This window comes from Pseudomonas sp. B6001 (assembly GCF_013386015.1).
In the GTDB taxonomy this organism is placed as follows: domain Bacteria; phylum Pseudomonadota; class Gammaproteobacteria; order Pseudomonadales; family Pseudomonadaceae; genus Aquipseudomonas.
This window is the reverse complement of the sequence record NZ_JACAOX010000052.1, coordinates 1-24,287: the sequence shown is the minus strand read 5'-3', so window position 1 is coordinate 24,287 and position 24,287 is coordinate 1. Positions and strand designations below refer to the sequence as shown.

Here is a 24,287-nt window from a genome sequence, read left to right as displayed (position 1 = left end):
GCCGACAGGCGGGGCAGAGCCCTTTGCTTACTTTGGGGCTTTTCCAAAGTGAGTCGCTGTAAGAGCGAAACCATAAGTAGCCGTTACCTAAAAAACGGATATACACACAACAGCCACGTAAAGATTCCGTATAGATTCAACCCCAGCCATAACGTTTACGTCGTCTCTATTGAGCAACTAATCCCCCCTCCACTACTGTGACCTCCACCCCAATCACCCCGTAGGAAGTCATCGTGGAAAGTTCAACTTTAGGCATGATCGTCCTCTCAATGATCGCTCTGTTCGGCGCCGCCGCGTTTTGCTTCGAACAACTCGCCACCCGCGAATCAAAGAAAAAGAAAGCCAAATAAGCTGATCATCAAAAGCAGCAAAACCCAGTGCTTCAAGGGATACCCCGCCCCCGGGTTATCCCTTTTTTCCGTTCGCCCACCCCACCGTCCTCTATACACCGTCTTAATACCCAAACCCGCAATCAGTGCCCGAACTTGATACCCAACCTCTTAACCTCCCCGCGTCCGCAATCGCGGCTTATTAATCAGGGGAGTTCCACCGTGCTCACACTCAAGTTCATCTATATCGCCAGCGGCCTATGCGCCGTCGGGCTGTTCGCTTATCTAGGCTACGCCCTCATTCGCGCCGAAAAGTTCTAGGGAGCCCCACCATGTACGACATGATTTTTGTAGGCCTCTCCCTGGTGTTTTTCGCCGCGACAACCATGGCCATTGTCGCCATGGGCAAGATTTGAACGGAGCCTCGACATGCTAAGCACTTTGCTGGAATTTGCGCTGGTCCTGGTGTTGATGACCGGGCTCGCCGTGCTGATGGGCAAGTGGCTGACCCGGGTGTTTACCGGAACCCGCCACGCCCTGCCGGAACGTTATACCTATCGCCTGCTGGGCATCGACCCGCTGGAAACCATGAGCTGGGCCCGCTACGGTTCGGCCCTGTTGCTGTCGAACGCCGCGATGATGCTGCTCGGCTATCTCATCCTGCGGTTACAGGCCGTCATGCCGATCAACCCACTCGGGCTGGCCGCGCAAACCCCGGACCTGGCGTTCAATACCGCCGCTTCCTTTATCACCAACACCAACTGGCAGGCGTACTCGGGCGAAACCAGCCTGTCGAACTTCAGCCAGATGGCAGTAATCACCTTCCTGATGTTCGTCGGCGCCACCTCGGGCGTGGTCGCCGCAGCCGGTTTCATCCGTGGACTGAGTCGCTCAAGCTCGGCGGATATCGGCAACTTCTGGGTCGACTTCACCCGCACCCTGTACCGCGTGATGCTGCCGCTGTGCGTGGGCATGGCTCTGGTGTATGTGTGGCAAGGCATGCCGCAGACCTTTTCCTCCCAAGCCCTGGCCACCACCCTGGAAGGCGCGCAGCAACAACTGATTGTCGGCGCCGTGGCGAGCTTTGAATCGATCAAGCATATCGGCACCAACGGCGGCGGCTTCTTCAGCATGAACGCCGCGCACCCGTTCGAAAACCCGACGCCGCTGACCAACGCCCTGCACATCCTCAGCATGTTGGTGATCCCGTCGGCGCTGACCTACACCTTCGGCAGCATGCTGCTGCAACGCCGTCAGGGCTGGGTGTTTTTCGGCACCTTCCTGGTGATGTTCTTAGGCTTTCTCGCTCTGGTGTATGGCGCCGAGCAAAACGGCAACCCGCTGCTGACCCAGGCCGGTGCCAACCAGACGCTGTCCATCGAGCAAAGCGGCGGCAATATGGAAGGCAAGGAGCTGCGTTTCGGCATCGCCGACAGCAGCCTGTTTATCGCCACCACCACCGCGGCCACCACCGGTTCGGTCAACGCGATGCATGACTCATTGACCCCCATGGGCGGCTTCGTGCCCCTGGCGCAGATGATGCTCAACTGCGTGTTCGGCGGCGACGGCGTGGGCTTTATCAACCTGATCCAGTACGCGCTGCTGACGGTGTTCCTGGTGGGCATGATGATCGGCCGCAGCCCGGAATTCCTCGGCAAGAAGATCGAGGCTCGGGAGATAAAACTGGTGATGCTCTCGGTGCTCGCGCACCCCATCAGCATCCTCGGTTTCACCGCCCTCGCCGCCCTGTGGCCCGACACCATGGCCAGCCTGAATAACCTCGGCCCCCACGGTTTCAGCGAGGTGCTCTACGCCTACACCTCGGGCACCGCCAACAACGGTTCGGCGTTCGCCGGGCTGAACGCCAATACGCCGTTCTTCAACACCACCATTGGCCTGGCGATGCTGGTCGGGCGCTTCTTCACCATGCTGCCGATGCTCGCCGTGGCCGGTTCCCTGGCGATGAAAAAGACCGTGCCTGCCGGCGCCGGCACCATCCCCACCGCAACCCCGCTGTTCATGGTGCTGGTGGTGTTTGTGGTGCTGGTGGTGGGCGGCCTGACTTTCCTGCCGGCGCTCGCGCTCGGTCCGCTGGTGGAGCAACTGCAGTTGCTGTCCGGCCAGACGTACAACTAAGGACACGTTGATGACGACTCAATCGATATTCAAAGGGCTGTTGCGCCCGGTGCTGGTTTCGGCAGTGTTTTTCATGGCGCTGACCGGCCTCGCCTACCCGGTCTTCACCACCTTTGCCGCGCAGTTGCTGTTCCCGTTCCAGGCCCAGGGCTCGCTGATTGAACGCGACGGATTGGTGATCGGCTCGGCGTTGATCGGCCAGGACTTCACCAGGCCCGGCTACTTCCACGGCCGCCCGAGCATGACCCTCGGTGCCGACCCGCAAGACCTGAGCAAAAGTGTCTCCCAGCCGTACAACGCCGGTTCCAGCGGCGCCAGCAACCTGGGCCCTACCAGCCAGAAACTGGTGGACCAGGTCGCGGCCCGGGTTAAAGCCTACCGCCAGGACAACGGCCTCGCCGCCGAGGCCCAGGTGCCGGTGGATGCGGTCACCGCTTCCGCCTCCGGCCTGGACCCGCATATCTCCGTGGCCAACGCACGCATCCAGCTGGCCCGGGTCGCCCGCCTGCGACAGATCCCCGAAGCCGAACTGCTGCAACTGGTGAACGAAAACACCGCGGAACGCACCCTGGGTTTGCTCGGCGAACCACGGGTCAATGTGCTGCAACTCAACCTCGCGCTGGACGCCCGCCTGCCTCTGCGCCAGCCCCCCATTGCGGCCAGTGAGTAAGAGATTCCCCCATGATCAAGAATGCTCGTTTACCTCTGTTTGATCGCGCCATCGTGCTCACCGCCTGCGGGGATGCGTTCAAGAAACTGCTGCCCCAGGCGCAGTGGAAAAACCCGGTGATGTTCGTCGTGTACCTGGGCAGCCTCCTCACCACGCTGCTGTGGTTCCAGTCCTTGGGTGGCCAGGGTGAAGCGCCCAGCGGCTTTATCCTCAGCATCTGTTTGTGGCTGTGGTTTACCGTGCTGTTCGCCAACTTTGCCGAGGCCCTGGCCGAAGGCCGCAGCCGTGCCCAGGCCGCCAGCCTGCGCGGGATGAAGCGCCAGACCCTGGCCAAGTTGCTGCAACAACCCAAACACGGCGCCACATGGCTGCCGACCGAAGCCACGCTGTTGCGCAAAGACCAGGTGGTGTTGATCGAAGCCGGCGACCTGGTGCCGCTGGACGGCGTGGTGATCGAAGGCGTGGCCTCGGTGGATGAAAGCGCAATCACCGGCGAATCGGCACCGGTGATTCGCGAGGCCGGCGGCGACTTTTCCTCGGTCACCGGCGGCACGCGGGTGCTGTCGGACTGGCTGGTGGTGCGCATCAGCGTCAACCCGGGCGAGTCGTTCCTCGACCGCATGATCTCGATGGTCGAATCCGCCAAGCGTCAGAAAACGCCCAACGAAGTCGCCCTGACAATTTTGCTGGTGGGCCTGACCCTGTTGTTCCTGCTGGTGATCGCCACGCTGAGCCCGTACTCGATCTTTGCCGTGGCCATGAGTGGCAACGGCAGCGTGGTCAGCGCCACGGTGCTGGTGGCGTTGCTGGTCTGCCTGATTCCCACCACCATCGGCGGCCTGCTCTCGGCCATCGGCGTGGCGGGCATGAGCCGCATGATGTCGGCCAATGTGATCGCCACTTCCGGCCGCGCCGTTGAGGCGGCGGGTGACATCGACGTGTTGCTGTTGGACAAGACCGGCACCATCACGTTGGGCAATCGCCAGGCCAGCAGTTTCCTGCCGGCACCGGGGGTCAAGGAAGCTGAACTGGCCGACGCGGCGCAACTGGCGTCCCTGGCCGACGAAACCCCGGAAGGCCGCAGCATCGTGGTGCTGGCCAAGCAGAAGTTCGACATCCGCGCGCGGGACATCAACGCCCTCGGCGCAAGCTTTGTGCACTTCACCGCACAGACCCGCATGAGCGGCGTCGACCTGCCCGAAGGCCGCGGTATTCGCAAGGGTGCAGCGGATGCGATCCGCAGTCATATCGAAGCGCTCGGCGGGAGCTTTCCGGCTGCATTGCAGGCCAAGGTCGACGAAGTATCGCGACGCGGCAGCACTCCGCTGGTGGTCTCGGACGGGGCCAAGGCACTCGGCGTGGTGGAGCTCAAGGACGTGGTCAAGGGCGGCATCAAGGAGCGCTTCGCCGAACTGCGGCGCATGGGCATCAAGACCGTGATGATCACCGGCGACAACCGCCTGACCGCCGCCGCGATTGCGGTGGAAGCCGGCGTGGATGACTTCCTCGCCGAGGCGCGCCCGGAAGACAAGCTGCAGCTGATCCGCGACTACCAGGCCCAGGGCAAGCTCGTGGCCATGACCGGCGACGGCACCAACGACGCCCCGGCGCTGGCCCAGGCCGACGTGGCGGTGGCGATGAACAGCGGCACCCAGGCAGCGAAAGAGGCCGGCAACATGGTCGACCTCGACAGCAACCCGACCAAGCTGATCGAAGTGGTCGAGGTGGGCAAGCAGATGCTGATGACCCGTGGCGCGCTCACCACCTTCAGCGTGGCGAATGACGTGGCGAAATATTTCGCGATCATCCCGGCGGCGTTTGTCGCGACCTATCCGCAGCTCGGCGCGCTGAACGTGATGCACCTGAGCAGCCCCAACTCGGCGATCCTCAGTGCGGTGATTTTCAACGCGTTGATCATCGTGGCGCTGATTCCCTTGGCCCTGCGCGGCGTGACGTACCGGGCGATTGGCGCGGCGGCATTGCTCAATCGCAACCTGCTGATCTATGGCCTGGGCGGGGTGCTGGTGCCGTTTGCCGGGATCAAGCTGATTGATCTGGTGCTGACCGGGCTGGGTCTCGTGTAGCACCGCAAACCCAATGTGGGAGCGGGCTTGCTCGCGAATACGGAGTGTCAGCCAACTCGACTGTCACTGACACACCGCTTTCGCGAGCAAGCCCGCTCCCACCATTGAACCGCATTGACCAGGAATGACATGCCCGCATTAAACGAAGAACGCCCCGACCCCGACGCCCTTCTCGCCCGAGTCCAGCAGGAAGAACAGGCCGCCTTGCGCGGCAAACTGCGTATCTACTTCGGCTCCAACGCCGGGGTGGGCAAGACCTGCGCCATGCTTGACGCGGCGCAACGGGAAGTCAGCCTGGGGCGCGACGTACTCGCCGGCGTGGTGGAAACCCACGGCCGCCAGGAAACCGCCAACCTGCTCAACGGCCTCGAACAACTGCCCCGCGCCCACCGCCTGCATCACGATTTCACCCTCACCGAATTCGACCTCGACGCCGCCCTGCAACGCCACCCCGCCGTGCTGCTGGTGGATGAACTGGCCCACAGCAACGTGCCCGGCTCGCGCCACCCGAAACGCTGGCAAGACGTGGAAGAACTGCTCAGCGCCGGCATCGATGTGTGGACCACCCTCAACGTCCAGCACCTGGAAAGCCTTAACGATCTGGTGAGTGGGATCATTGGCATTCGCGTGCGGGAAACCGTACCGGACCACGTGTTCGACAATGCCCACGAAGTGGTCGTCGTGGACCTGCCGCCGGATGATCTGCTGCAACGCTTGAAGGACGGCAAGGTGTACCTGGGCCCTCAGGCCGAGCGCGCCTCGCGGCACTTTTTCCGCAAGGGCAACCTGCTCGCCCTGCGGGAACTGGCCCTGCGCCGCACGGCCGACCGGGTCGACACGCAGATGCGCGTGTACCGTCGCGAACAGTCGATCAAGACCCTGTGGCCCGCCCGCGAACGATTGCTGGTAGGCGTGGCCGGTGACGCCGGTGATGAACGCCTGGTGCGAGAAGCCGCGCGCCTGGCGCAAAAGCTCGAGGCGGACTGGATCGTGGTGCACGTCACGGCAGCCCAGGGCCGCGGCGCCAAGCGTTATCTCACAGCAATGAAAACCCTGGCCCTGGCCAGCGAATTCGGCGCCGACACCGCGACATTGCCGGGCATGGACGTCGCCGAAGCACTGGCCGCCTGTGCCCGGGAACACAACGCCAATCGCCTGGTGCTCGGCCATCACCCGCGCCGGGCATGGCGGTTCTGGCATCAGTCGGTGAGCGACCGGATCAGCCGGCACCATCCGCAGATCGACCAGATCGTGATCGCCCATGGCGTACTGCCGGGCACTGTTCCTGCCATTGAAAAACCTACGCCAGCGCCCGGCAGAACCCTGGCCTACCTCTGGTCCACACTCGCCTGTTTCACCGCCAGCGCCATCGCCGCGCTGCTGCTGCAGGTGTTCGACCTGGCCAACGTGGTGATGCTGTTCCTGCTCACGGTGGTGCTGGTGGCCCTGCGGTTTGGACGCGGCCCCGGCGTGTGGGCAGCGATGCTCGCGGTGCTGTGTTTCGACTTCTTTTTCGTCCAGCCGCGCTACTCGTTTACCGTCAACGACACCCAGTATTTCTTCACCTTCGCGCTGATGCTCGGCATCGCCCTGATCACCGGGCAACTCACCGCCCGCCTGCGCCACGAAGCGCGCACCGCCGCTGCCCGGGAACGCCGCGCTACTTCCCTGGCGCGTCTGGCCCGGGACCTGTCGGCCGCGTTGACCGTGGAGCAGATCAGCGAAGTGGCGCTGCGCACCTTCAGCGGCGTGTTCGAGGCGCGGGTCGGCCTGGCCTTGCCGGACGCCGCGGACGGCGTGCACAGCGTGGGCGCGGGCGGGCTGCCGATCGACGACAGCATTGCCCAATGGACCTACGACCACGGCCAGTCCGCCGGCCAGGGCACCGACACCTTGTCCGCCGCCAAGGGCTGCTACCTGCCGCTCAAGGCGCCGATGCGCGTGCGCGGTGTGCTGGTGCTGGAACTGGCGCAAAGCGAACGCCTCAACGAGCCCGAAGAGCGCCGCCTGCTGGAAGCCTGCATGAGCCAATTGGCGATTGCCCTGGAGCGCGTGCACTTCGTCGAAGTGGCGCAAAGCACGATGGTGCAGATGGAAGGCGAGAAAATGCGCAACACCTTGCTCGCGGCGATTTCCCACGACCTGCGCACCCCCTTGACCACCCTGATCGGCGCCGCCGACACCGCCCTGCCCCATGCGCCGCCGGGGCCGCTGACCGCGTTGCTGCACGGTATTCATGAGCAGGCGACTTCGATGCAACGCTTGATCGAAAACCTGCTGGACATGGCCCGCATGCAGGAGCGCGGTGTGCGACTCAACCGGCAATGGCATCTGCTGGAAGAAATTGTCGGCAGCGCCCTGCGCCAATTACGCGAACCACTGGCCCGGCATGTGCTGCACACCACCCTCGACCCGCAGTTGCCGCTGGTGGAAGTCGACGCGCTGCTGATCGAACGGGTGCTGGTCAATCTGCTGGACAACGCCGCCAAATACACCCCGCCTGACACGGTCATCACCGTTACCGCCCGTTCCGTTTCCGACAGCATCCTGCTGGAAGTCAGCGACACCGGCCCGGGCAGCGCGCCGGCCAATCTGTTCGAACCGTTTGCCCGTGGCCAGCAGGAATCCTCGGTCGCCGGAATCGGCCTGGGCCTGGCCCTGGCCAAACGCATCGTCGAAGCCCACGGCGGGCGCATCGAAGCCAGACCCGGCAGCGAGCGCGGCATGCATTTCGTCATCACTTTACCGGCGGGTACTCCGCCCCCAATGGACGCCCTATGAGCACTGCACGCATTCTGATTGTTGAAGACGAGGCCAACATCCGCCGTTTTGTCGGCATCGCCCTGCAGGATGAGGGCTTCCAGGTGTTCGAGGCCGACAGCGTCAAACGCGCGTTGATCCACGCTTCCAGCCGTCAGCCGGACCTGGTGATCGTCGACCTGGGCCTGCCGGACGGCGACGGCAAACAGCTGATCAGCGAGCTGCGGGGATGGCTGGCGGTGCCGATCCTGGTGTTGTCGGCACGGGATCGCGAAGAGGAAAAAGTCGCCGCCCTGGACGCCGGCGCCGATGACTACCTGACCAAACCCTTCGGCGTACCCGAGTTGCTCGCGCGCATCCGTGCGCAACTGCGCCGTCATGGGCAGACCGGCACCGTGGCGGCCACCAGCAAGGTGGCGTTTGGCGATATCGAGGTGGACCTGGCGACCCATGAAGTGTGGCGCCAAGGCCTGCCGGTGCACCTGACGCCCATCGAATACCGCCTGCTGTGCGCGATGATTCGCGGGCAGAGCCGGGTGCTGACCCATCGGCAATTATTGCTCGAGGTGTGGGGCCTGGATTACGTGGACCGCGCCCACTACCTGCGGGTGCACATGGCGCACCTGCGGCAGAAGCTGGAGGCGGACCCGGCCCAGCCGCAGTACTTCATCACCGAGTTGCAGGTGGGCTACCGACTGGTGGGTTTGTGAACAGGTGCGCGGCGGCGAAGTCGACAAACACGCGAATTTTCGGCGAGAGGTGCCGGCTGGATGGCCACAGGGCCCAGAACTGGCCCTGGTCATCGGAATGGCCGTCGAGCACGGTTTCCAGTTGGCCCTGGGCGAGGGCTTCGCGCGCCAGGAAGTCCGGCACGTAGGCAATCCCATGGCCGTCCATCGCGGCCCGGAGCATGGCTTCCATGTTGTTCAGGGTCAGCGCGGTGGGCAGGCGCAATTGGGTGATGGCCGGGTTGGCGGACAAGGTCCAGTCCATGATTTTACCGGTGGTGGCGAAGCGGTAACGCAAGCACGGGTGATGCTCCAGTTCGCTCAGGGTTTCTGGCCGGCCGTTGGCTCGTAGGTACTCGGGCGATGCACACAGCACAAACCTGAACGGCCCCAGCTTGCGGGCCATCAGGGTCGAGTCAGCCAGGCCACCGCTGCGGATGACCACGTCGAAGCCCTCCTCGATCACATCCACCAGATGGTCGTTGAAATCCAGCTCCAGCTCGATCTCGGGGTAGGCTTTGCGGAACGCCATCATGTGCGGAAAGAGAAAGCGATAACCGATGGTGGGCAGGCTGACCCGCAGTTTACCCCGAGGCGCCTGCATTGCATGGGAAAGCATGGCGCGGGCGTCTTGCAAATCATCGAGAATTTTCCGACACCGTTCGTAGAACAGTTGGCCTTCTGCGGTGAGGCTGACCTTGCGCGTACTGCGGTGCAACAGCCGCACATTCAGTGACGCCTCAAGCTTGGCGACATTCTTGCCCACCGCCGAAGCGGAAATCCCCATCGCCCGGGCCGCGCCGGTGAAGCTCAGGGCCTCTGCCGTTTTCACGAAGGCGATCACGCCGCTCAGGTTATCGGTCACGTCATTGCATCCATTCAGTCCGTTATGAACGGAATGTAAGCCCGTTTATCCGTGATTGCATCCTGATTAGAGTCTTTTAATCTTCAAACTCGCGGGAATGCCCCTATGAACACGACAACCGAATCTGCGCCCGCCCATGGCCGATATTCCATCCTGGCGGCCATTTGCCTGGCCGCCTTGGTATTGCCCATGAGCTTTACCGGCGGCGCCGTCGCCACGCCCTTTATCGGCCAGGCATTTGCCGCCCAGCCCAGCCAGCTGGCGTGGATCACCAACGCATTCATGCTGAGTTTCGGCAGCCTGTTAATGGCCGCCGGCACCCTAGCCGACCTCTATGGGAGAAAGCGTCTTTTCTTGTGGGGCATGGCGCTGTTTACCGTGGTCTCCTTGCTGCTGGCAGTGGCACCGGGGATTTTCTGGCTGGATGTGTTGCGTGGCGTGCAGGGCGTCGCGGCGGCTACGGCATTGGCCAGTGGCTGTGCGGCGCTGGCCCAGGAGTTTGACGGCCATGCCCGCACCCGCGCCTTCAGCTTGCTGGGCACCACATTCGGTGCAGGCCTGGCGTTTGGGCCATTGCTGTCGGGGGTGCTGATCGAGCACTGGGGCTGGCGCTCGATTTTTCTCGGCACTGCATTATTGGCCGGTATTTCGCTGCTGTTTGCAGCGCCCAAAATGCGTGAAAGCCGCGACCCGCAAGCGCTGCGGCTGGACACCGCTGGTGTACTGACGTTTTCCGCGATGCTGGTGGCCCTGACCACGGCGGTGATCCTCGCGCCGGAGCACGGCTGGACGTCGCCGCTGGTTGATGCCCTGCTGATCGCGGCGGCGGTGTTTTTGCTGGTGTTTATCCTCGTCGAAAACCGCTCCAGCCAACCGATGCTGGAGCTGCGGCTGTTTCGCTTCCCGCGTTTTATTGGCGTGCAGCTCCTGCCGATCGGTACCTGTTACTGCTACATCGTGCTGATCGTGTTGCTGCCCCTGCGGTTTATCGGTGTGGAAGGCGCCAGCGCGCTGGACGCGGGTTTGATGATGCTCGCGTTATCGGCACCGATGCTGGTGGTGCCGATGATTGCCGCATCGCTGACCCGCTGGCTCTCAGCAGGACTGTTGTGTGCCATTGGCTTGCTGATCGCGGCGGTGGGCCTGTGGGGATTAAGCCTGGCCAACCAGCCTGCGCAGACCATCGCCGCAATGCTGGTCATCGGGATAGGCACCGGGCTGCCGTGGGGTTTGATGGATGGTTTGGCGATCAGCGTGGTGCCCAAGGAGCGCGCGGGAATGGCGGCGGGGATTTTCAACACCACCCGCGTGGCCAGTGAAGGCGTGGCGCTGGCGATCACGATGGCGGTATTGGGCGCATTGGTGGCACATCACCTGAAGGGTCGCGCAGGGGCCGACGTGTCAGTGATTGCCCAAGGCCTGGTCATGGGCAACGTGCAACTGGCCTCGGCCGCCCTTCCGCTGGAAGCACTGCGCAGCGCCTACATCGCGGGGTTCAACACCTTGCTGCAACTGCTCGCGGGATTCACCGTGCTGACGGCGTTGGTGGTCCTGGCCTTCATGGGGCGAAACAGTATCGCACCCGTGCAAACCGAACCGGGCATTCAATCGTTGAGCTGAATCCCAGGCACAAAAAAGCCCGCTCAATGAGCGGGCTTCCTGTGGTACCTGGCGTTCAGCGTTCCAGGTGACCGAATATGGCGCAGCGGACGGGACTCGAACCCGCGACCCCCGGCGTGACAGGCCGGTATTCTAACCGACTGAACTACCGCTGCGCGTAACACATAAAGCGAATGGTGGGTGATGACGGGATCGAACCGCCGACATTCTGCTTGTAAGGCAGACGCTCTCCCAGCTGAGCTAATCACCCTTCACTTTCGGTGTGGGGCGCATTCTATAGCATTTTTCCGTAATGTCATGATTTAAATGCAATTTATTTAAAATATTTTGTCTTCGACCCCGCGCACCCCGCAAAACCGGCGCTTTGGGTGCAAACGCGAGTCTATTGCGTTTGCCCAAGCCTTGGCCCCACAATTAACAATTATTCTCAATAACACCTGGGCCGGGCCTTATGTCTGTGGGTGAACCGCCGTTCCAACGGGAGATTACCGAGCTGTACAGCGAGCATCACGGCTGGCTGTTCACTTGGTTGCGCCGAAAACTGGGCTGTACCCATAACGCCGCCGACGTGGCGCAGGACACCTTCGCGCGGATTCTGCACGCCCGCGAGTCGGTGACCGCCATCCGCGAACCCCGCGCCTATTTAAGTACCACCGCCAGGCGGCTGATCATCGACCAGGCACGGCGCAAGCAGATTGAGCACGCCTACCTTCAGGAATTGATGCTGACGGTGGAAACCCTGGAAGGTTTCCAGTCGCCCGAACAGATCCACACCACCCTGGAAGCCCTCGAGCACATCGCCTTCCTGCTGGAAGGCATGCACGACAATATGCGCCAGGCGTTTGTGCTGTATTACCTCGAAGACCTGACCCAGCAGCAAATCGCCCGCCACCTGAAATTGTCGGAGCGTACGGTACGCAAGTATTTGATCCAGGCCCTGCTGCATTGCAGCCACAGCGTGGATATCTGAACCGCACATGCCCGCCTCCCGCCAACAGATCGATGAACAAGCCGCCGAATGGATGATTCGCCTGCACGAAGGTGAATTGACCGAGGCCCAGCGCCAGGCGTTCGAGCGCTGGAAGCAGCAAGGCCCGCAACACGCCGCATCAGCAGCGCGCATGGAAGATGTGATTGCGCGGATGCAGGCCCTGCGCGGGCAAAAGGCACCGGCCCGGGCGGCCTTGAGTGCGGCCTTTCCCCGGCATGGGAAGGCGCGCAAAAACTACGTCCGCGCGTTGGTACTGGCCTGCAGCCTGGGCCTTCCCGCCATGGCGCTGCTCTACAGTCCTTATCCACAACAATGGATGGCCGATGTGCACAACGGCCCCGGCGAATGGAAAACCCTGCGGCTGGCGGACGGCTCGATGCTGACCCTGAACGGCATCAGTGCGGCGAATCTGCATTTCGACAGCCGGCAGCGCCGCATCGAATTGCTGCAAGGCGAGATCCTGGTGGAAGTGGCCCACGATGGCGAACGGCCATTTGTGGTGCAGACCGCCCAAGGCACCCTGCGCGCCCTGGGTACGCGATTTGTGGTCAGGCGCGAGGATGACGTTACGGTGCTGAGCATGCTCGAATCCCGCGTGGCGGCAAAAAGCGCGAACGGGCAGCAGACACTGGAAGTTGATGCGGGCTCGCAGGCGCGACTCAGCAAAGATGCCGTGCGGCTCTCGGGCAGCATCGATACGGCGAGCATCAATGGGGCCTGGCGCCGCCATCAACTGGTGGTGGATAACCGACCGTTGCCGGAAGTGCTGGATGAGATCGCCCGTCACCGTTCGGGCCGCTTGCAGTTTGATCGCGCCGCACTGGCCAGTCTCAAGGTCTCGGCCGTACTTCCCCTGGATAACACCGACCGCACCTTGCAGATGCTGGCTCAAACCCTGCCGATCACGCTGAAAACCTTTACCCCATGGCTGATAATTGTCAGCCCGGATACCGAGAGCAAAAAATAATTATTCGCATTGCTTCCGCTTTTTTTCGGGTTGCCCGTCAAGGAAGGTATACCGATGACTAAAGGACTGCCCTCACCATGCCCTTCCCTTCCAAGCCTCGCAGACGCCTGCTGAGCAGCGCGCCGCTGACCCTCACGCTGCTCGCGACGACGCTGCTCAATACCCATCTGGCCCAGGCCGACACGGTAAACGTTGCGGCCCAAGCCTACGACATACCTGCCGGGCCGCTGGGCGCCACACTCAACCAGTTCGCCCAGCAAGCGGGCGTGGCTATCGTGTTCCAGTCCCAGAACCTGCAGGGGCTCGCGGGCCCGGGACTCAAAGGCACTTATAGCGTGGAGGCCGGGTTTGAAAAGCTGCTGCGTGGCAGTGGTTATCGGGCAGTCAAAGGTGATCAGGTCTACGCACTGGAAGCCAACCCTACCCCCACCGGCGCCGTGGAGCTGGGGGCGACGCAGATCAGCGCCAACCAACTCGGCACCATTACCGAAGGCTCCGGCTCTTACACCCCCGGCACCATCGCCACCGCTACCCGCCTGGTGCTGACGCCACGGGAAACTCCGCAATCGATCTCGGTGGTCACCCGCCAGGCCATGGATGACTTTGGCCTCAACTCCATCGACGACGTGATGCGCCATACCCCGGGCATCACCGTGGCAACGTATGACAGCGACCGTACCAGCTATTACTCCCGTGGCTTCGCGATTCGCAACTTCCAGTACGACGGTATTCCTATCCTGCAAGACCCGCAGTATTCGTCCGGCCATACCCTCACCGACATGGTGATCTATGACCGGGTAGAAATCCTCAAGGGCGCCACTGGCCTGCTCACTGGCGCCGGTGGCCCTGGTGGCACCATCAACATGATCCGCAAGAAACCTACCCAGGAATTCAAGGGCCATATCGACCTTGGCGCCGGTTCCTGGGACAACTACCGATCGGAAGTTGACGTCAGCGGTCCCTTGACCGAAACCGGCAACATCCGCGGCCGAGCCGTGGCGGCCCATCAAGACAAACACTCCTTCATGGACCATTACCAACGCAAAACCAGCGTCTACTACGGCATCCTGGAGGCGGACCTGTCGCCGGATACCCTGCTGACCGTGGGCGCGGACTATCAGGATAATGACCCCAAAGGCTCAAGCTGGACCGGCAGTGCCTCGCTGTATGACGAATCCGGCAATCGCATTGGCTCCAAGCGCTCATTCAACAACGGGCCACGGTGGAGCAGTTGGCAGCAGTACACGCGCACCGCCTTTGCCACCCTTGAACACAGCTTCGAAAATGGCTGGGTCGCCAAAGGTCAGTACAACCATCAAATCAACGGTTACAACGCCCCCCTGGGTTTCGTGAGCCCAGGTTTGCCCTCAGTGCTGGCGCGCAAATACACAGGTGAAACCGTCAGCGACAGCGCCGACCTTTACACCTCTGGCCCCTTCGACCTGTTTGGCCGAGAACACCAGTTGGTGGTCGGCACCTCGGTTTCCCGCTCCCACTGGAAAGGCAAGGACTACACCAACGCCAGCCTGCCCAACAATAACTTCGACTATTACAACTGGAACGGCGACATCCCGAAGCCGGACTGGGGCGAAGTCACCAACAAAAACGATGAAATCACCCGCCAGACCGGCAGCTACATGACCGCTCGCTTCAGCCTCACGGACGATCTTTCGCTGCTGCTGGGCACGCGCGTTGCAGACTTCCAGGTCACCGGCACCAGTGATACGAAAAAAAGCGGCAAGGTCTTGCCCTATGCAGGCCTGGTATACGACCTGAACGACAACGTGTCGGCCTACGCCAGTTACACGGAAATTTTCCTGCCGCAGTCGTTCAACCGTGATCGCAACAACAAATTGCTGGAGCCGGATGAAGGCAAGAACTATGAAGTGGGGCTCAAAGGTGAATTCTTCGAAGGGCGCCTGAATTCCAGCATCGCCTACTTCGAGGTTCACGAAAAAAACCGCCCCGAGGAAGATACGGAGTACAACGCCAATCCAACCAACCCCGCTCGCGACTACGCCTATAAGCCGATCACTTCGAAAACCAAGGGTTATGAGGCGGAAATCTCTGGCGAGCTGACACCCGGCTGGCAGTTGCAGGCAGGCTACACCCACAAGATTGCCCGTGATGAAAGCGGCAAGAAGGTATCGACCTGGGAGCCGGAAGATCAGGTCAATGTCTATACCAGCTACAAGCTGACCGGCAGCCTCGACAAACTCACCCTCGGCGGCGGCGCGCGTTGGCAGGGTCAAGGCTGGCAGGTACTGAGCAACTGGGCCAAGGGCGGCGCTCAAGAAAAATTTGCCCAGGATCCCTACTGGCTGGTGGACCTGATGGCCCGCTATCAGATCACCGACAGCGTGTCGGCGACCGTCAACGTCAACAACGTGTTCGACAAGTCGTATTACACCAACATCGGCTTCTACAACTCGTCGTACTATGGCGACCCTCGCAACGTAATGGTCAGTACCCGCTGGGATTTCTAAACCCAATCAAAAACGTCCCCGATCACTGCACATGATCGGGGGCGTTTTTTAGACCGGCGGTTTTAGCAAACCCCAGACAGCAAAAAGCCCGCTCAATGAGCGGGCTTCCTGTGGTACCTGGCGTTCAGCGTTCCAGGTGACCGAATATGGCGCAGCGGACGGGACTCGAACCCGCGACCCCCGGCGTGACAGGCCGGTATTCTAACCGACTGAACTACCGCTGCGCGTAACACATAAAGCGAATGGTGGGTGATGACGGGATCGAACCGCCGACATTCTGCTTGTAAGGCAGACGCTCTCCCAGCTGAGCTAATCACCCTTCACTTTCGGTGTGGCGCGCATTCTACGGAGCGACCCATAGTCTGGCAAGCACTTTCTTAAATAATTTTTTTCAGGCCTTCCAATGGCTTAGCGAGGGTTGGCCTATGACGCCATGAGGAGAATAATGCCCCCCTTTGTATATAAGGAGAGACTCACCCCATGTGGTTCAAAAACCTGCTTATCTATCGCCTGACCCAAGATCTGCCTGTTGATGCCGAGGCGTTGGAAACTGCACTGGCCACCAAACTGGCGCGCCCTTGTGCAAGCCAGGAGTTGACCACTTACGGTTTCGTCGCCCCTTTCGGTAAAGGCGAAGACGCGCCCCTGGTACACGTCAGCGGTGATTTCCTGCTGATCGCTGCGCGCAAGGAAGAACGTATCCTGCCGGGTAGCGTGGTGCGTGATGCGGTGAAGGAAAAGGTCGAAGAGATCGAAGCCGAGCAAATGCGCAAGGTCTACAAAAAGGAACGCGACCAGATCAAGGATGAAATCATCCAGGCCTTCCTGCCGCGCGCGTTCATCCGTCGCTCGTCGACCTTCGCCGCCATCGCGCCGAAACAGGGCCTGATCCTGGTGAACTCCGCCAGCCCGAAACGTGCCGAAGACCTGCTGTCCACCCTGCGTGAAGTGATCGGCACCCTGCCGGTACGTCCGCTGACCGTGAAAACCGCGCCAACCGCCATCATGACCGACTGGGTCACCACCCAGAAACCGGCCGATGACTTCTTCGTCCTCGACGAATGCGAACTGCGCGACACCCACGAAGACGGCGGCATCGTGCGCTGCAAACGCCAGGACCTGACCGGCGAAGAGATCCAGCTACACCTGACCACCGGCAAAGTCGTGACCCAATTGTCCCTGGCCTGGCAGGACAAGCTGTCCTTCATGCTGGACGACAAAATGACCGTCAAGCGCCTGAAGTTCGAAGACCTGCTGCAGGATCAGGCGGAACAGGACGGCGGCGACGAAGCACTGGGCCAGCAGGACGCCAGCTTTACCCTGATGATGCTGACGTTTGGCGACTTCCTGCCGGCGTTGGTTGAGGCACTGGGTGGCGAAGAAACCCCACAAGGTATCTAAAGCCTTGTGAAGATCAAAATGTGGGAGCGGGCTTGCTCGCGAATGCGTCCTTTCAGTTGATATCTTCCTGGCTGACACACCGCATTCGCGAGCAAGCCCGCTCCCACATTTGATCGCATGCGCACTTCCAAAATCGAATAACAAGGACCAACCCCATGCGTGCACTCGCCGCCTTGAGTCGTTTCGTCGGCAATACCTTCGCCTACTGGGTGCTGATTTTTGCCGTGGTTGCGTTCCTGCAACCCGCCTGGTTTCTCGGTCTCAAAGGCGCCATCGTGCCGCTGTTGGGCCTGGTGATGTTCGGCATGGGGCTGACCCTCAAACTTGAAGACTTCGCTGAAGTCGCGCGCCATCCGTGGCGCGTGGCATTGGGTGTGGTCGCGCATTTCGTGATCATGCCCGGCGTGGCCTGGCTGCTGTGCCAGGTCTTTCACCTGCCACCGGAAATTGCCGTCGGTGTGATCCTCGTCGGCTGCTGCCCGAGCGGCACGTCGTCCAACGTCATGACCTGGCTGGCCCGAGGCGACCTGGCCCTGTCGGTGGCCATTGCAGCCGTCACCACCCTCCTCGCTCCGCTGCTGACGCCCGCGCTGATCTGGCTGCTGGCCTCGGCCTGGTTGCCGGTGTCGTTCATGGAGTTGTTCTGGTCGATCCTGCAAGTGGTGCTGCTGCCGATCGTGTTGGGCGTGGTGGCGCAGCGCTTGCTGGGCGCCCGGGTACGTCATGCGGTGGAGGTGTTGCCGCTGGTGTCGGTGGTCAGCATCGTGGCGATCGTCGCCGCCGTGGTGGCGGCCAGCCAGGCGAAGATTGCCGAGTCGGGCCTGCTGATCATGGCGGTGGTGATCCTGCATAACACCTTTGGCTTCCTGCTGGGCTATTTCACCGGCCGTGTGTTCGGGCTGCCGCTGGCACAACGCAAATCCCTGTCGCTGGAAGTGGGCATGCAGAACTCCGGCTTGGGCGCCGCACTGGCAAGTGCGCATTTCTCGCCGCTGGCGGCGGTGCCGAGTGCGCTGTTCAGCGTCTGGCACAATATTTCCGGGGCACTCCTGGCTACGTACTTCCGGCGGATGAGCGAAAAGGAAGACCGCGAATTGTTGGCGGGCAAGTCCGAAACTTGATCACCTGATCAATATTCGGCAATCTACCGGGCTTCGCGGGGACGACCCTGCGACGCAATCAAGCGCTTAATCCGGGGACGACCCCACCTAAGAAGGGAGGTCATCATGTCCTGGATCATTCTGTTTTTTGCCGGACTGTTTGAAGTCGGCTGGGCCGTCGGACTGAAATACACCGACGGTTTCAGCAAGCCACTGCCCACGGCCCTGACGATTGCCGCCATGGCCGTCAGCCTCGGACTGTTGGGGCTGGCCATGAAGGAACTGCCGCTGGGCACCGCCTATGCCATCTGGACCGGAGTCGGTGCGGTGGGCACGGTGATTGCCGGGATTATCCTGTTCGGGGAGTCCATGGCGCTGTTTCGACTGGCCAGTGTGGCGTTGATTATCTGCGGGCTTATTGGGCTCAAGATCAGCGCTTAGGCCACTACCGCCTTCGCGAGCAAGCCCGCTCCCACATTTGGAATGCATTCCAAGTGTGGGAGCGGGCTTGCTCGCGAAGAGGCCCTCAAATACACCAAAAAACTACCTGACACTCCCGCGCAATTCCCCCACCACCCCATGCAACGCCTCGGGCGTCGCCGCCTCCACCGTCACCGGCGCGCCGGCCACCAGGGTCACTCGCGACCAGATCCGGTGGAAGAAGCCCTTGTTCGGATCGCGACTGAAAAAACTCCCCCACAACCCCTGCAACGCCATCGGAATCACCGGCACCGGCGTCTCTCCAAGAATCCGCGTCACGCCGCTTCGGAACTCGTTCATCTCGCCATCGGAGGTCAATTTTCCTTCCGGGAAGATGCACACCAGCTCGCCGTCCTTCAGATAGTGGGCAATCCGCTGGAAGGCCTTTTCGTAGATCTGGATGTCCTCATGCCGCCCGGCAATCGGAATCGCCCCGGCAGTGCGGAAGATAAAGTTCAAAACCGGCAGGTTGTAGATCTTGTAGTACATGACAAAACGAATCGGTCGACGCACCGAACCGGCAATCAACAGCGCATCGACAAACGACACGTGATTGCACACCAGCAACGCCGCGCCCTCGTCCGGGATCAGCTCGAGGTTCTTGTGCTCGACGCGGTACATGGAATGGCTGAGCAGCCAGATCATGAAACGCATGGTGAACTCGGGCACGATCTTGAAGATGTAGGTGTTGACCGCGATGTTCAGCAGCGACACCACCAGGAACAACTCGGGAATCGACAGCTTGGCCACGCTCAGCAGCAGGATCGAGACGATCGCCGAGACCACCATGAACAGCGCATTGAGAATGTTGTTGGCCGCGATCACCCGCGCCCGCTCGTTCTCGGCGGTACGCGACTGGATCAACGCGTACAGCGGCACGATATAGAAGCCGCCGAATACGCCAAGGCCGAGGATATCGAACAACACCCACCACGCCTGGCCGTAACTCAGCACGGCGATCCAGTCGTTGGCCTGGACGTTCTGCGGGAAGCCGCCGGAATGCCACCACAGCAGCAGGCCGAACACGGTCAAACCGAACGAGCCGAACGGCACCAGGCCGATCTCGACTTTGCGCCCGGAGAGCTTTTCGCACAGCATCGAACCCAGTGCGATGCCCACCGAGAACACCGTGAGGATCAGCGTTACCACAGTCTCGTCGCCGTACATCCATTCCTTGGCGTAGGCCGGGATTTGCGTCAGGTAGATCGCGCCGACAAACCAGAACCACGAGTTGCCGACAATCGAGCGCGACACCGCCGGTGTCTGCCCCAGGCCGAGCTTCAAGGTGGCCCAGGACTGACTGAAGATATTCCAGTTCAGGCGCATCTCGGGGCTGGACGCCGCCGCGCGCGGAATGCTGCGGCTGGCCAGGTAGCCCAGCACCGCAATGCCGACGATGGCCGTCGAGACCACCGGCGCGTAATGGGTGGACGACATCATGATCCCGGCGCCAATGGTGCCCGCGAGGATCGCGAGGAACGTGCCCATTTCCACCAGGCCATTGCCGCCCACCAGCTCATCTTCGTGCAGGGCCTGGGGCATGATCGAGTATTTTACCGGCCCGAACAGCGCCGAGTGCGTGCCCATGGCAAACAGCGCCAGCAGCATCAGCTCCAGGTGGTTGAACATGAAACCCACCGCGCCCACGGACATGATCACGATTTCGCCGATCTTGATCACCCGGATCAGCGCGTCCTTGTTGAACTTCTCGCCAAATTGCCCGGCCAGGGCCGAGAACAGGAAGAACGGCAGGATAAACAGCAACGCGCAGAGATTGACCCAGATCGAGCGGTCGCCCTCGATGGTCAGCTTGTAGAGAATCGCCAGGATCAACGACTGCTTGAATATATTGTCGTTGAACGCACCAAGGGACTGGGTAATGAAGAACGGCAGGAAACGCCGTTTGCGCAGCAAAGTGAATTGCGAGGGGTGGCTCATCGTCCGTGTTCCTGCGTGGCCTGAAGGCTGTTATTGGTTTTTCCAGGCCACGACTTTACCTAATCCTGCTTACTTATTCGCTAGTCCTGCAATGCACGGCGATACAAAAAGCTCGCCTTTATAGGCGCCCTGCACCGTGCGCTTGGCGACGATCAGCCACATCAGCGCCAGCGCCGCCACCAACACGCAACCAACGATGCTGAAAAAACCCAGGTGCAAGGTGCTCGCCAGTTTCAGCGTGGCCAGCGAGTACACGCCCAACGGGAAGGTGAATCCCCACCAGCCAAGGTTGAACGGAATACCGGCCCGCAGGTAACGCAGGGTGATCAGCACCGCGATCAGCATCCACCATAAGCCGAAGCCCCACAGGGTGATGCCTGCGACCAGGCCGATGCCGTTGGCCATCTCACCGACGCCGGGCAGACCGTTGGCGGCAAAGATGGCAGGTGCATCACCGCCCAGTACCAGCATGCCCAGGGCACCGGTGCCGATGGGACCGAGAGCCAGCCAGCTCGACGCGGCCATATTGGCGTGTGGCAGTTTATGCAGGGCCATGCGCAGCATCAGGATGGTCAGGATGCTGAACGCCACCGGCAGGGAAAACGCCCACAGCACGTAGCTGGTCACCAGCATCACCAGTTGCGAATGGGCGTCGGCCAGGTGCGGCGCCAGCAGGCCACCGCTGGCGGCGGCGACTTCCGCGGCCACCACCGGCAACAGCCACACGGCAGTCATCTGGTCGATGCTGTGTTCCTGGCGGGTGAACATCATGAACGGGATCAGCACCCCGCAGGCCAGGGCCATCGCGACGTCGAGCCACCACAGCACCTCGGCCAGTTGCACCACGCCATCCCCCCAGCGCGGCACGCCAAACAGCAGGAAGCCGTTGATAATGGTCGCCAGGCCCATGGGGATGGTGCCGAAGAACATCGACACCGTGGAGTGCCCGAAAATGCGTCGCGCCTCGTGGAAAAACATCACCCAGCGTGCCGCATACAGCACGCTGAACAGCACAAACAGGCCGATGGTAAACAGCCACAGCCCTTCGGCGACGGCATGCAACCCCGATACGCTGACCGGCAATTGCGCCAGCGCCAACGCCAGCACCCCGGTGCCCATGGTGGCGGCAAACCAGTTGGGGGTGAACTGGCGAATCACTTCCCGGGGACGGGTCAGGTGACTGAAGGGTTTCAAGCTGCTGTGAAGCGTATTCGGGCAAGTCATGGTGTAGTCCTCTTCCTCGCATGAGGTTGAGACCATGGTAGAACCGAATCGAATATCTATATAACGGGTAATATCTCTAACTGTTATCTGTTTCGTAGATATGTGATTAAACGCTGCCTTCGGTTTCAATCACCAGAATCCGTGCGGGGCCCTGTGGATGGGCCACATGCTCGGTGCCGACACTGGCGTAGAAGATGTCGCCTACCTGAAGCAAGGCCATCTGTTCGCTGCCGTTTTCGCGATAGTGCATCTGCACCTGGCCATCAAGCACCACGAACACCTCTTCGCCGTCATTCACGTGCCAGCGATACGGCTGGTCGGTCCAATGCAAACGGGTGGTGATGCCGTTCATATTGGCGATGTCCAGCGCCTCCCAGGCGCGGCTGCCGGTGAATTCTTTGCTGCGGATGATCTTCATGGCTGAATCCCAAGGCGTAAGGGTGACGAATTATTACCGAATCAATTACCCGCCGTCGCCCTGCTCTTCGCCAAATCCTGCATTAGCAACGCCACCAACGCGCCGAGTGCCAATACGATCAGCACCACGCCATAACCGTCGGTGGTGGCGATCAAACCGAAGGTGCGCGTCAAGTTGCCCGCCAACAGCGACGGCACACAGAACGCCAGGTAACTCAGCACATAGAACGCCGACATCAAGCCCGCCCGCTCATGGGGCAAGGCCAACGGCAAAACACTGCGCAGCGCACCGAGGAATCCCGAGCCAAAACCACCGCCGGCGATCAGCGTGGCAATGAAGAACAGCGGCAGGCTGGCGCTGTGGACGGCCGTGAGGATCAGCGCAACACCCACCGCCAGCAGCACGGCGCCCAACCGCAGGACTTTGTCCGCCGGGCGGTTGCGCAGGCTGAAAATCATCACCGCACCGCTCAGCGTCAACACCGCCACCAGCCCGCCGCCGATCAGGTTCGAGGTGGACCCGGTCGCCGCCCGCACCAGCGAGGGCGCCAGGGACAGATAAAAACCGCCCATGGCCCATACGGCTACGTCTACCGGCAACGAGATCCACAAGGCGCGTCGGGCCTGGGGCGGTACATGCAAGGTGGGCCATAGCGAGGCCAGGGCCCCCGGAATCCGGCTGACTGTCTCCGGCAGGCGCCAGACGTACAATGCCTGCAGGATCATCAACCCGAGCAGGGTCCAGTAAATCAACGTGGTCGGCATCGGCGCGAACTCCACCAGCAGGCTGCAGCCCATGGCCCCGCAGGCCATGCCCAGCAAAGGCGCTACGCTGTTGATCAGCGGGCCTTGCTGGCGGTCGGTGTCGAGCAATGCGGCGCCCAGCACAGCGGTGGCCATGCCGGTGGCAAAGCCTTGTACCGTGCGGGCGGCAATCAGCCAGCCGACGCTGTCGGCATTGATAAACAGCAACATCGCCAGCATATCGAGGAGCAGCGCGGCAAAAATTACCGGCTTGCGCCCCAGGTGGTCCGACAGTGAACCCACGGTCAGCAATGCAGCCAGCAGGCTCAAGGCGTAAATGCCAAATACCAGGGTCAACATCGCCGCCGAAAAGTGCAGGCCCTCTTGATAGAGGTGGTACAACGGGGTCGGCGCGCTGGAGGCGGCGAGGAACGTCAGCAAGGTGATCGCCAGAAACACCAGGCTGGAACGATGAGAAGTAACGCTGGACATGGGCACGCTCCGCTAAAGCTAATATTTTGCTTTTGCGGAGTGTGCTACCGGATGGCGCTTAAAGCAAATTCTTTGTGTTAAGGTTTTACGCATGGCGATAAAAGAAGGCCTCCGCCCGGGGGGCCGTAGTGCCCGGGTCCAGGAATCAGTGCATTCGGCGGTGCGTGAATTGCTCGAAGAGCAGGACCGTTCCAGCGTGACCGTGCCGCAGATAGCCACGCGCGCCGGAGTGACGCCTTCGACCATCTACCGGCGCTGGGGTGACTTGGCGGCGCTGCTGGCCGATGTTGCGATGGCCCGTCTGCGCCCGGACAGTGAGCCGGCTGATACCGGCAGCCTGCGCGGAGACCTGCGGGCCTGGGGTGAGCAATACCGTGATGAGATGAGCTCGGACCTTGGCCGCGAGATGATGCGTGATGTGCAATGCAGTCAGGCGCCGGGGTATTGCGTGGGGATTCTCACCGGGCAGTTGGAGACGATCCTGGATCGGTACACCGACGACGCCGGGACACTTCCCAGCGTGGATCGGCTGATCAATTTGATCGTTGCGCCAACCGTGTTTCGCAGTTTGTTTTCTACTGTGCCGTTGGAGGTTGAGGAGCTGCATGAGTTGATTGAGTTGGCTTTGCGGGGGTGAGGTGGTTTTTGGGTTTGGGTGTATATCCGTTGCTGCGGTAACGGCCACTTATGGTTCCGCTCTTACAGCGGCTCACTTTTGAAAAGCGCAAAAGTAAGCAAAACGCTCTTGCCCCACCACTCGGCACCTCGCCCAGGCTCGGTGTGCCTAAGATCAAAATCAAAAGCTAAAGCGGGCACGGTTCAAATGTGGGAGCTGGCTTGTCGGGTCGCCGCATC

19 protein-coding genes and 4 tRNA genes are annotated in these 24,287 nt (G+C 61.5%); 14 read left to right on the top strand and 9 right to left on the bottom strand.

Annotated features, from left to right (window positions below):
* Positions 1-377 precede the first annotated feature (377 nt).
* The 6 genes from kdpF to HX821_RS31115 all read left to right on the top strand — a co-directional run bounded on the left by kdpF (position 378) and on the right by HX821_RS31115 (position 8,689).
* The gene (kdpF, locus tag HX821_RS32150) at positions 378-650 is read left to right on the top strand and encodes a K(+)-transporting ATPase subunit F (RefSeq protein ID WP_371316418.1); all 273 of its coding nucleotides are present in this window, start codon (positions 378-380) and stop codon (positions 648-650) included.
* A gap of 108 nt (positions 651-758) precedes the next feature.
* Positions 759-2,465, top strand: coding sequence for a potassium-transporting ATPase subunit KdpA (kdpA, locus tag HX821_RS31135; RefSeq protein ID WP_177037355.1), 1,707 nt, complete (start codon positions 759-761; stop codon positions 2,463-2,465).
* 10 nt (positions 2,466-2,475) lie between these two features.
* A complete protein-coding gene (gene kdpC, locus HX821_RS31130; protein WP_177037354.1) occupies positions 2,476-3,135 on the top strand; it encodes a K(+)-transporting ATPase subunit C in 660 nt (219 codons plus the stop codon).
* An 11-nt stretch (positions 3,136-3,146) separates the two neighbouring features.
* The gene (kdpB, locus tag HX821_RS31125; protein ID WP_177037353.1) at positions 3,147-5,219 is read left to right on the top strand and encodes a potassium-transporting ATPase subunit KdpB; all 2,073 of its coding nucleotides are present in this window, start codon (positions 3,147-3,149) and stop codon (positions 5,217-5,219) included.
* A gap of 129 nt (positions 5,220-5,348) precedes the next feature.
* Complete coding sequence (locus tag HX821_RS31120) at positions 5,349-8,000, top strand: sensor histidine kinase KdpD (protein WP_177037352.1); 2,652 nt, start codon at positions 5,349-5,351, stop codon at positions 7,998-8,000.
* The gene (locus tag HX821_RS31115) at positions 7,997-8,689 is read left to right on the top strand and encodes a response regulator (protein WP_003219430.1); all 693 of its coding nucleotides are present in this window, start codon (positions 7,997-7,999) and stop codon (positions 8,687-8,689) included. The genes HX821_RS31120 and HX821_RS31115 overlap by 4 nt, the downstream gene beginning before the upstream one ends.
* Here HX821_RS31115 and HX821_RS31110 read toward each other — a convergent pair.
* Positions 8,649-9,572: a LysR family transcriptional regulator gene (locus HX821_RS31110; protein WP_177037351.1), complete on the bottom strand. Its 924-nt coding sequence runs from the start codon at positions 9,570-9,572 to the stop codon at positions 8,649-8,651. The genes HX821_RS31115 and HX821_RS31110 overlap by 41 nt on opposite strands.
* Positions 9,573-9,677: 105 nt before the next feature.
* Here HX821_RS31110 and HX821_RS31105 point away from each other — a divergent pair, with 105 nt between their 5' ends.
* Positions 9,678-11,192, top strand: a complete 1,515-nt coding sequence (locus HX821_RS31105; RefSeq protein ID WP_177037350.1) for an MFS transporter — start codon at positions 9,678-9,680, stop codon at positions 11,190-11,192.
* A gap of 78 nt (positions 11,193-11,270) precedes the next feature.
* Here HX821_RS31105 and HX821_RS31100 read toward each other — a convergent pair.
* Together HX821_RS31100 and HX821_RS31095 are read right to left on the bottom strand one after the other, a co-directional pair.
* A tRNA-Asp gene (locus tag HX821_RS31100) sits at positions 11,271-11,347 on the bottom strand.
* A gap of 19 nt (positions 11,348-11,366) precedes the next feature.
* Positions 11,367-11,442, bottom strand: a tRNA-Val gene (locus tag HX821_RS31095).
* Positions 11,443-11,643: 201 nt separating this feature from the next.
* Between HX821_RS31095 and HX821_RS31090 the strand changes: the two genes are divergently transcribed.
* From HX821_RS31090 to HX821_RS31080, 3 genes are all read left to right on the top strand, one after another.
* Positions 11,644-12,162 (top strand): sigma-70 family RNA polymerase sigma factor, encoded by a 519-nt coding sequence (locus HX821_RS31090; protein WP_177037349.1) that lies wholly within the window; start codon positions 11,644-11,646, stop codon positions 12,160-12,162.
* Between the two features lie 7 nt (positions 12,163-12,169).
* Positions 12,170-13,150, top strand: coding sequence for a FecR family protein (locus tag HX821_RS31085; protein WP_177037348.1), 981 nt, complete (start codon positions 12,170-12,172; stop codon positions 13,148-13,150).
* A 77-nt stretch (positions 13,151-13,227) separates the two neighbouring features.
* Complete coding sequence (locus HX821_RS31080; protein ID WP_177037347.1) at positions 13,228-15,636, top strand: TonB-dependent siderophore receptor; 2,409 nt, start codon at positions 13,228-13,230, stop codon at positions 15,634-15,636.
* Positions 15,637-15,783: 147 nt separating this feature from the next.
* Here the strand turns inward: HX821_RS31080 and HX821_RS31075 are convergent.
* Together HX821_RS31075 and HX821_RS31070 are read right to left on the bottom strand one after the other, a co-directional pair.
* A tRNA-Asp gene (locus HX821_RS31075) sits at positions 15,784-15,860 on the bottom strand.
* 19 nt (positions 15,861-15,879) lie between these two features.
* A tRNA-Val gene (locus HX821_RS31070) sits at positions 15,880-15,955 on the bottom strand.
* Positions 15,956-16,116: 161 nt separating this feature from the next.
* Here HX821_RS31070 and rdgC point away from each other — a divergent pair.
* The 3 genes from rdgC (at position 16,117) to sugE (ending at position 18,578) form a co-directional block, all read left to right on the top strand.
* The gene (gene rdgC, locus HX821_RS31065) at positions 16,117-17,037 is read left to right on the top strand and encodes a recombination-associated protein RdgC (RefSeq protein WP_008430455.1); all 921 of its coding nucleotides are present in this window, start codon (positions 16,117-16,119) and stop codon (positions 17,035-17,037) included.
* Positions 17,038-17,192: 155 nt separating this feature from the next.
* Entirely contained in the window at positions 17,193-18,158 is a 966-nt protein-coding gene (locus HX821_RS31060) for a bile acid:sodium symporter family protein (RefSeq protein ID WP_003212369.1), read from the top strand.
* A gap of 105 nt (positions 18,159-18,263) precedes the next feature.
* The gene (sugE, locus tag HX821_RS31055; RefSeq protein ID WP_003190128.1) at positions 18,264-18,578 is read left to right on the top strand and encodes a quaternary ammonium compound efflux SMR transporter SugE; all 315 of its coding nucleotides are present in this window, start codon (positions 18,264-18,266) and stop codon (positions 18,576-18,578) included.
* Between the two features lie 102 nt (positions 18,579-18,680).
* Here the strand turns inward: sugE and HX821_RS31050 are convergent, their stop codons facing one another.
* From HX821_RS31050 to HX821_RS31035, 4 genes are all read right to left on the bottom strand, one after another.
* Positions 18,681-20,555, bottom strand: coding sequence for an MFS transporter (locus HX821_RS31050; protein ID WP_003212372.1), 1,875 nt, complete (start codon positions 20,553-20,555; stop codon positions 18,681-18,683).
* 69 nt (positions 20,556-20,624) lie between these two features.
* Entirely contained in the window at positions 20,625-21,779 is a 1,155-nt protein-coding gene (locus tag HX821_RS31045; protein ID WP_003212376.1) for a TDT family transporter, read from the bottom strand.
* A 106-nt stretch (positions 21,780-21,885) separates the two neighbouring features.
* The gene (locus HX821_RS31040; RefSeq protein ID WP_003212380.1) at positions 21,886-22,197 is read right to left on the bottom strand and encodes a hypothetical protein; all 312 of its coding nucleotides are present in this window, start codon (positions 22,195-22,197) and stop codon (positions 21,886-21,888) included.
* A 41-nt stretch (positions 22,198-22,238) separates the two neighbouring features.
* The gene (locus HX821_RS31035) at positions 22,239-23,432 is read right to left on the bottom strand and encodes an MFS transporter (RefSeq protein WP_003212382.1); all 1,194 of its coding nucleotides are present in this window, start codon (positions 23,430-23,432) and stop codon (positions 22,239-22,241) included.
* A gap of 91 nt (positions 23,433-23,523) precedes the next feature.
* Between HX821_RS31035 and HX821_RS31030 the strand changes: the two genes are divergently transcribed.
* On the top strand, positions 23,524-24,069 hold the full coding sequence (locus tag HX821_RS31030) for a TetR/AcrR family transcriptional regulator (protein ID WP_032898567.1): 546 nt from the start codon (positions 23,524-23,526) through the stop codon (positions 24,067-24,069).
* Positions 24,070-24,287 lie beyond the last annotated feature (218 nt).

What these genes read in the sequence shown, in the direction of transcription:
- kdpA (WP_177037355.1), top strand. Translation starts at nt 759, where the DNA reads ATGCTAAGCACTTTGCTGGAATTTGCGCTGGTCCTGGTGTTGATGACC.
- kdpC (WP_177037354.1), top strand. Translation starts at nt 2,476, where the DNA reads ATGACGACTCAATCGATATTCAAAGGGCTGTTGCGCCCGGTGCTGGTT.
- kdpB (WP_177037353.1), top strand. Translation starts at nt 3,147, where the DNA reads ATGATCAAGAATGCTCGTTTACCTCTGTTTGATCGCGCCATCGTGCTC.
- HX821_RS31120 (WP_177037352.1), top strand. Translation starts at nt 5,349, where the DNA reads ATGCCCGCATTAAACGAAGAACGCCCCGACCCCGACGCCCTTCTCGCC.
- HX821_RS31115 (WP_003219430.1), top strand. Translation starts at nt 7,997, where the DNA reads ATGAGCACTGCACGCATTCTGATTGTTGAAGACGAGGCCAACATCCGC.
- HX821_RS31105 (WP_177037350.1), top strand. Translation starts at nt 9,678, where the DNA reads ATGAACACGACAACCGAATCTGCGCCCGCCCATGGCCGATATTCCATC.
- HX821_RS31090 (WP_177037349.1), top strand. Translation starts at nt 11,644, where the DNA reads ATGTCTGTGGGTGAACCGCCGTTCCAACGGGAGATTACCGAGCTGTAC.
- HX821_RS31085 (WP_177037348.1), top strand. Translation starts at nt 12,170, where the DNA reads ATGCCCGCCTCCCGCCAACAGATCGATGAACAAGCCGCCGAATGGATG.
- HX821_RS31080 (WP_177037347.1), top strand. Translation starts at nt 13,228, where the DNA reads ATGCCCTTCCCTTCCAAGCCTCGCAGACGCCTGCTGAGCAGCGCGCCG.
- rdgC (WP_008430455.1), top strand. Translation starts at nt 16,117, where the DNA reads ATGTGGTTCAAAAACCTGCTTATCTATCGCCTGACCCAAGATCTGCCT.
- HX821_RS31060 (WP_003212369.1), top strand. Translation starts at nt 17,193, where the DNA reads ATGCGTGCACTCGCCGCCTTGAGTCGTTTCGTCGGCAATACCTTCGCC.
- sugE (WP_003190128.1), top strand. Translation starts at nt 18,264, where the DNA reads ATGTCCTGGATCATTCTGTTTTTTGCCGGACTGTTTGAAGTCGGCTGG.
- HX821_RS31050 (WP_003212372.1), bottom strand. Translation starts at nt 20,555, where the DNA reads ATGAGCCACCCCTCGCAATTCACTTTGCTGCGCAAACGGCGTTTCCTG.
- HX821_RS31045 (WP_003212376.1), bottom strand. Translation starts at nt 21,779, where the DNA reads ATGACTTGCCCGAATACGCTTCACAGCAGCTTGAAACCCTTCAGTCAC.
- HX821_RS31040 (WP_003212380.1), bottom strand. Translation starts at nt 22,197, where the DNA reads ATGAAGATCATCCGCAGCAAAGAATTCACCGGCAGCCGCGCCTGGGAG.
- HX821_RS31035 (WP_003212382.1), bottom strand. Translation starts at nt 23,432, where the DNA reads ATGTCCAGCGTTACTTCTCATCGTTCCAGCCTGGTGTTTCTGGCGATC.
- HX821_RS31030 (WP_032898567.1), top strand. Translation starts at nt 23,524, where the DNA reads ATGGCGATAAAAGAAGGCCTCCGCCCGGGGGGCCGTAGTGCCCGGGTC.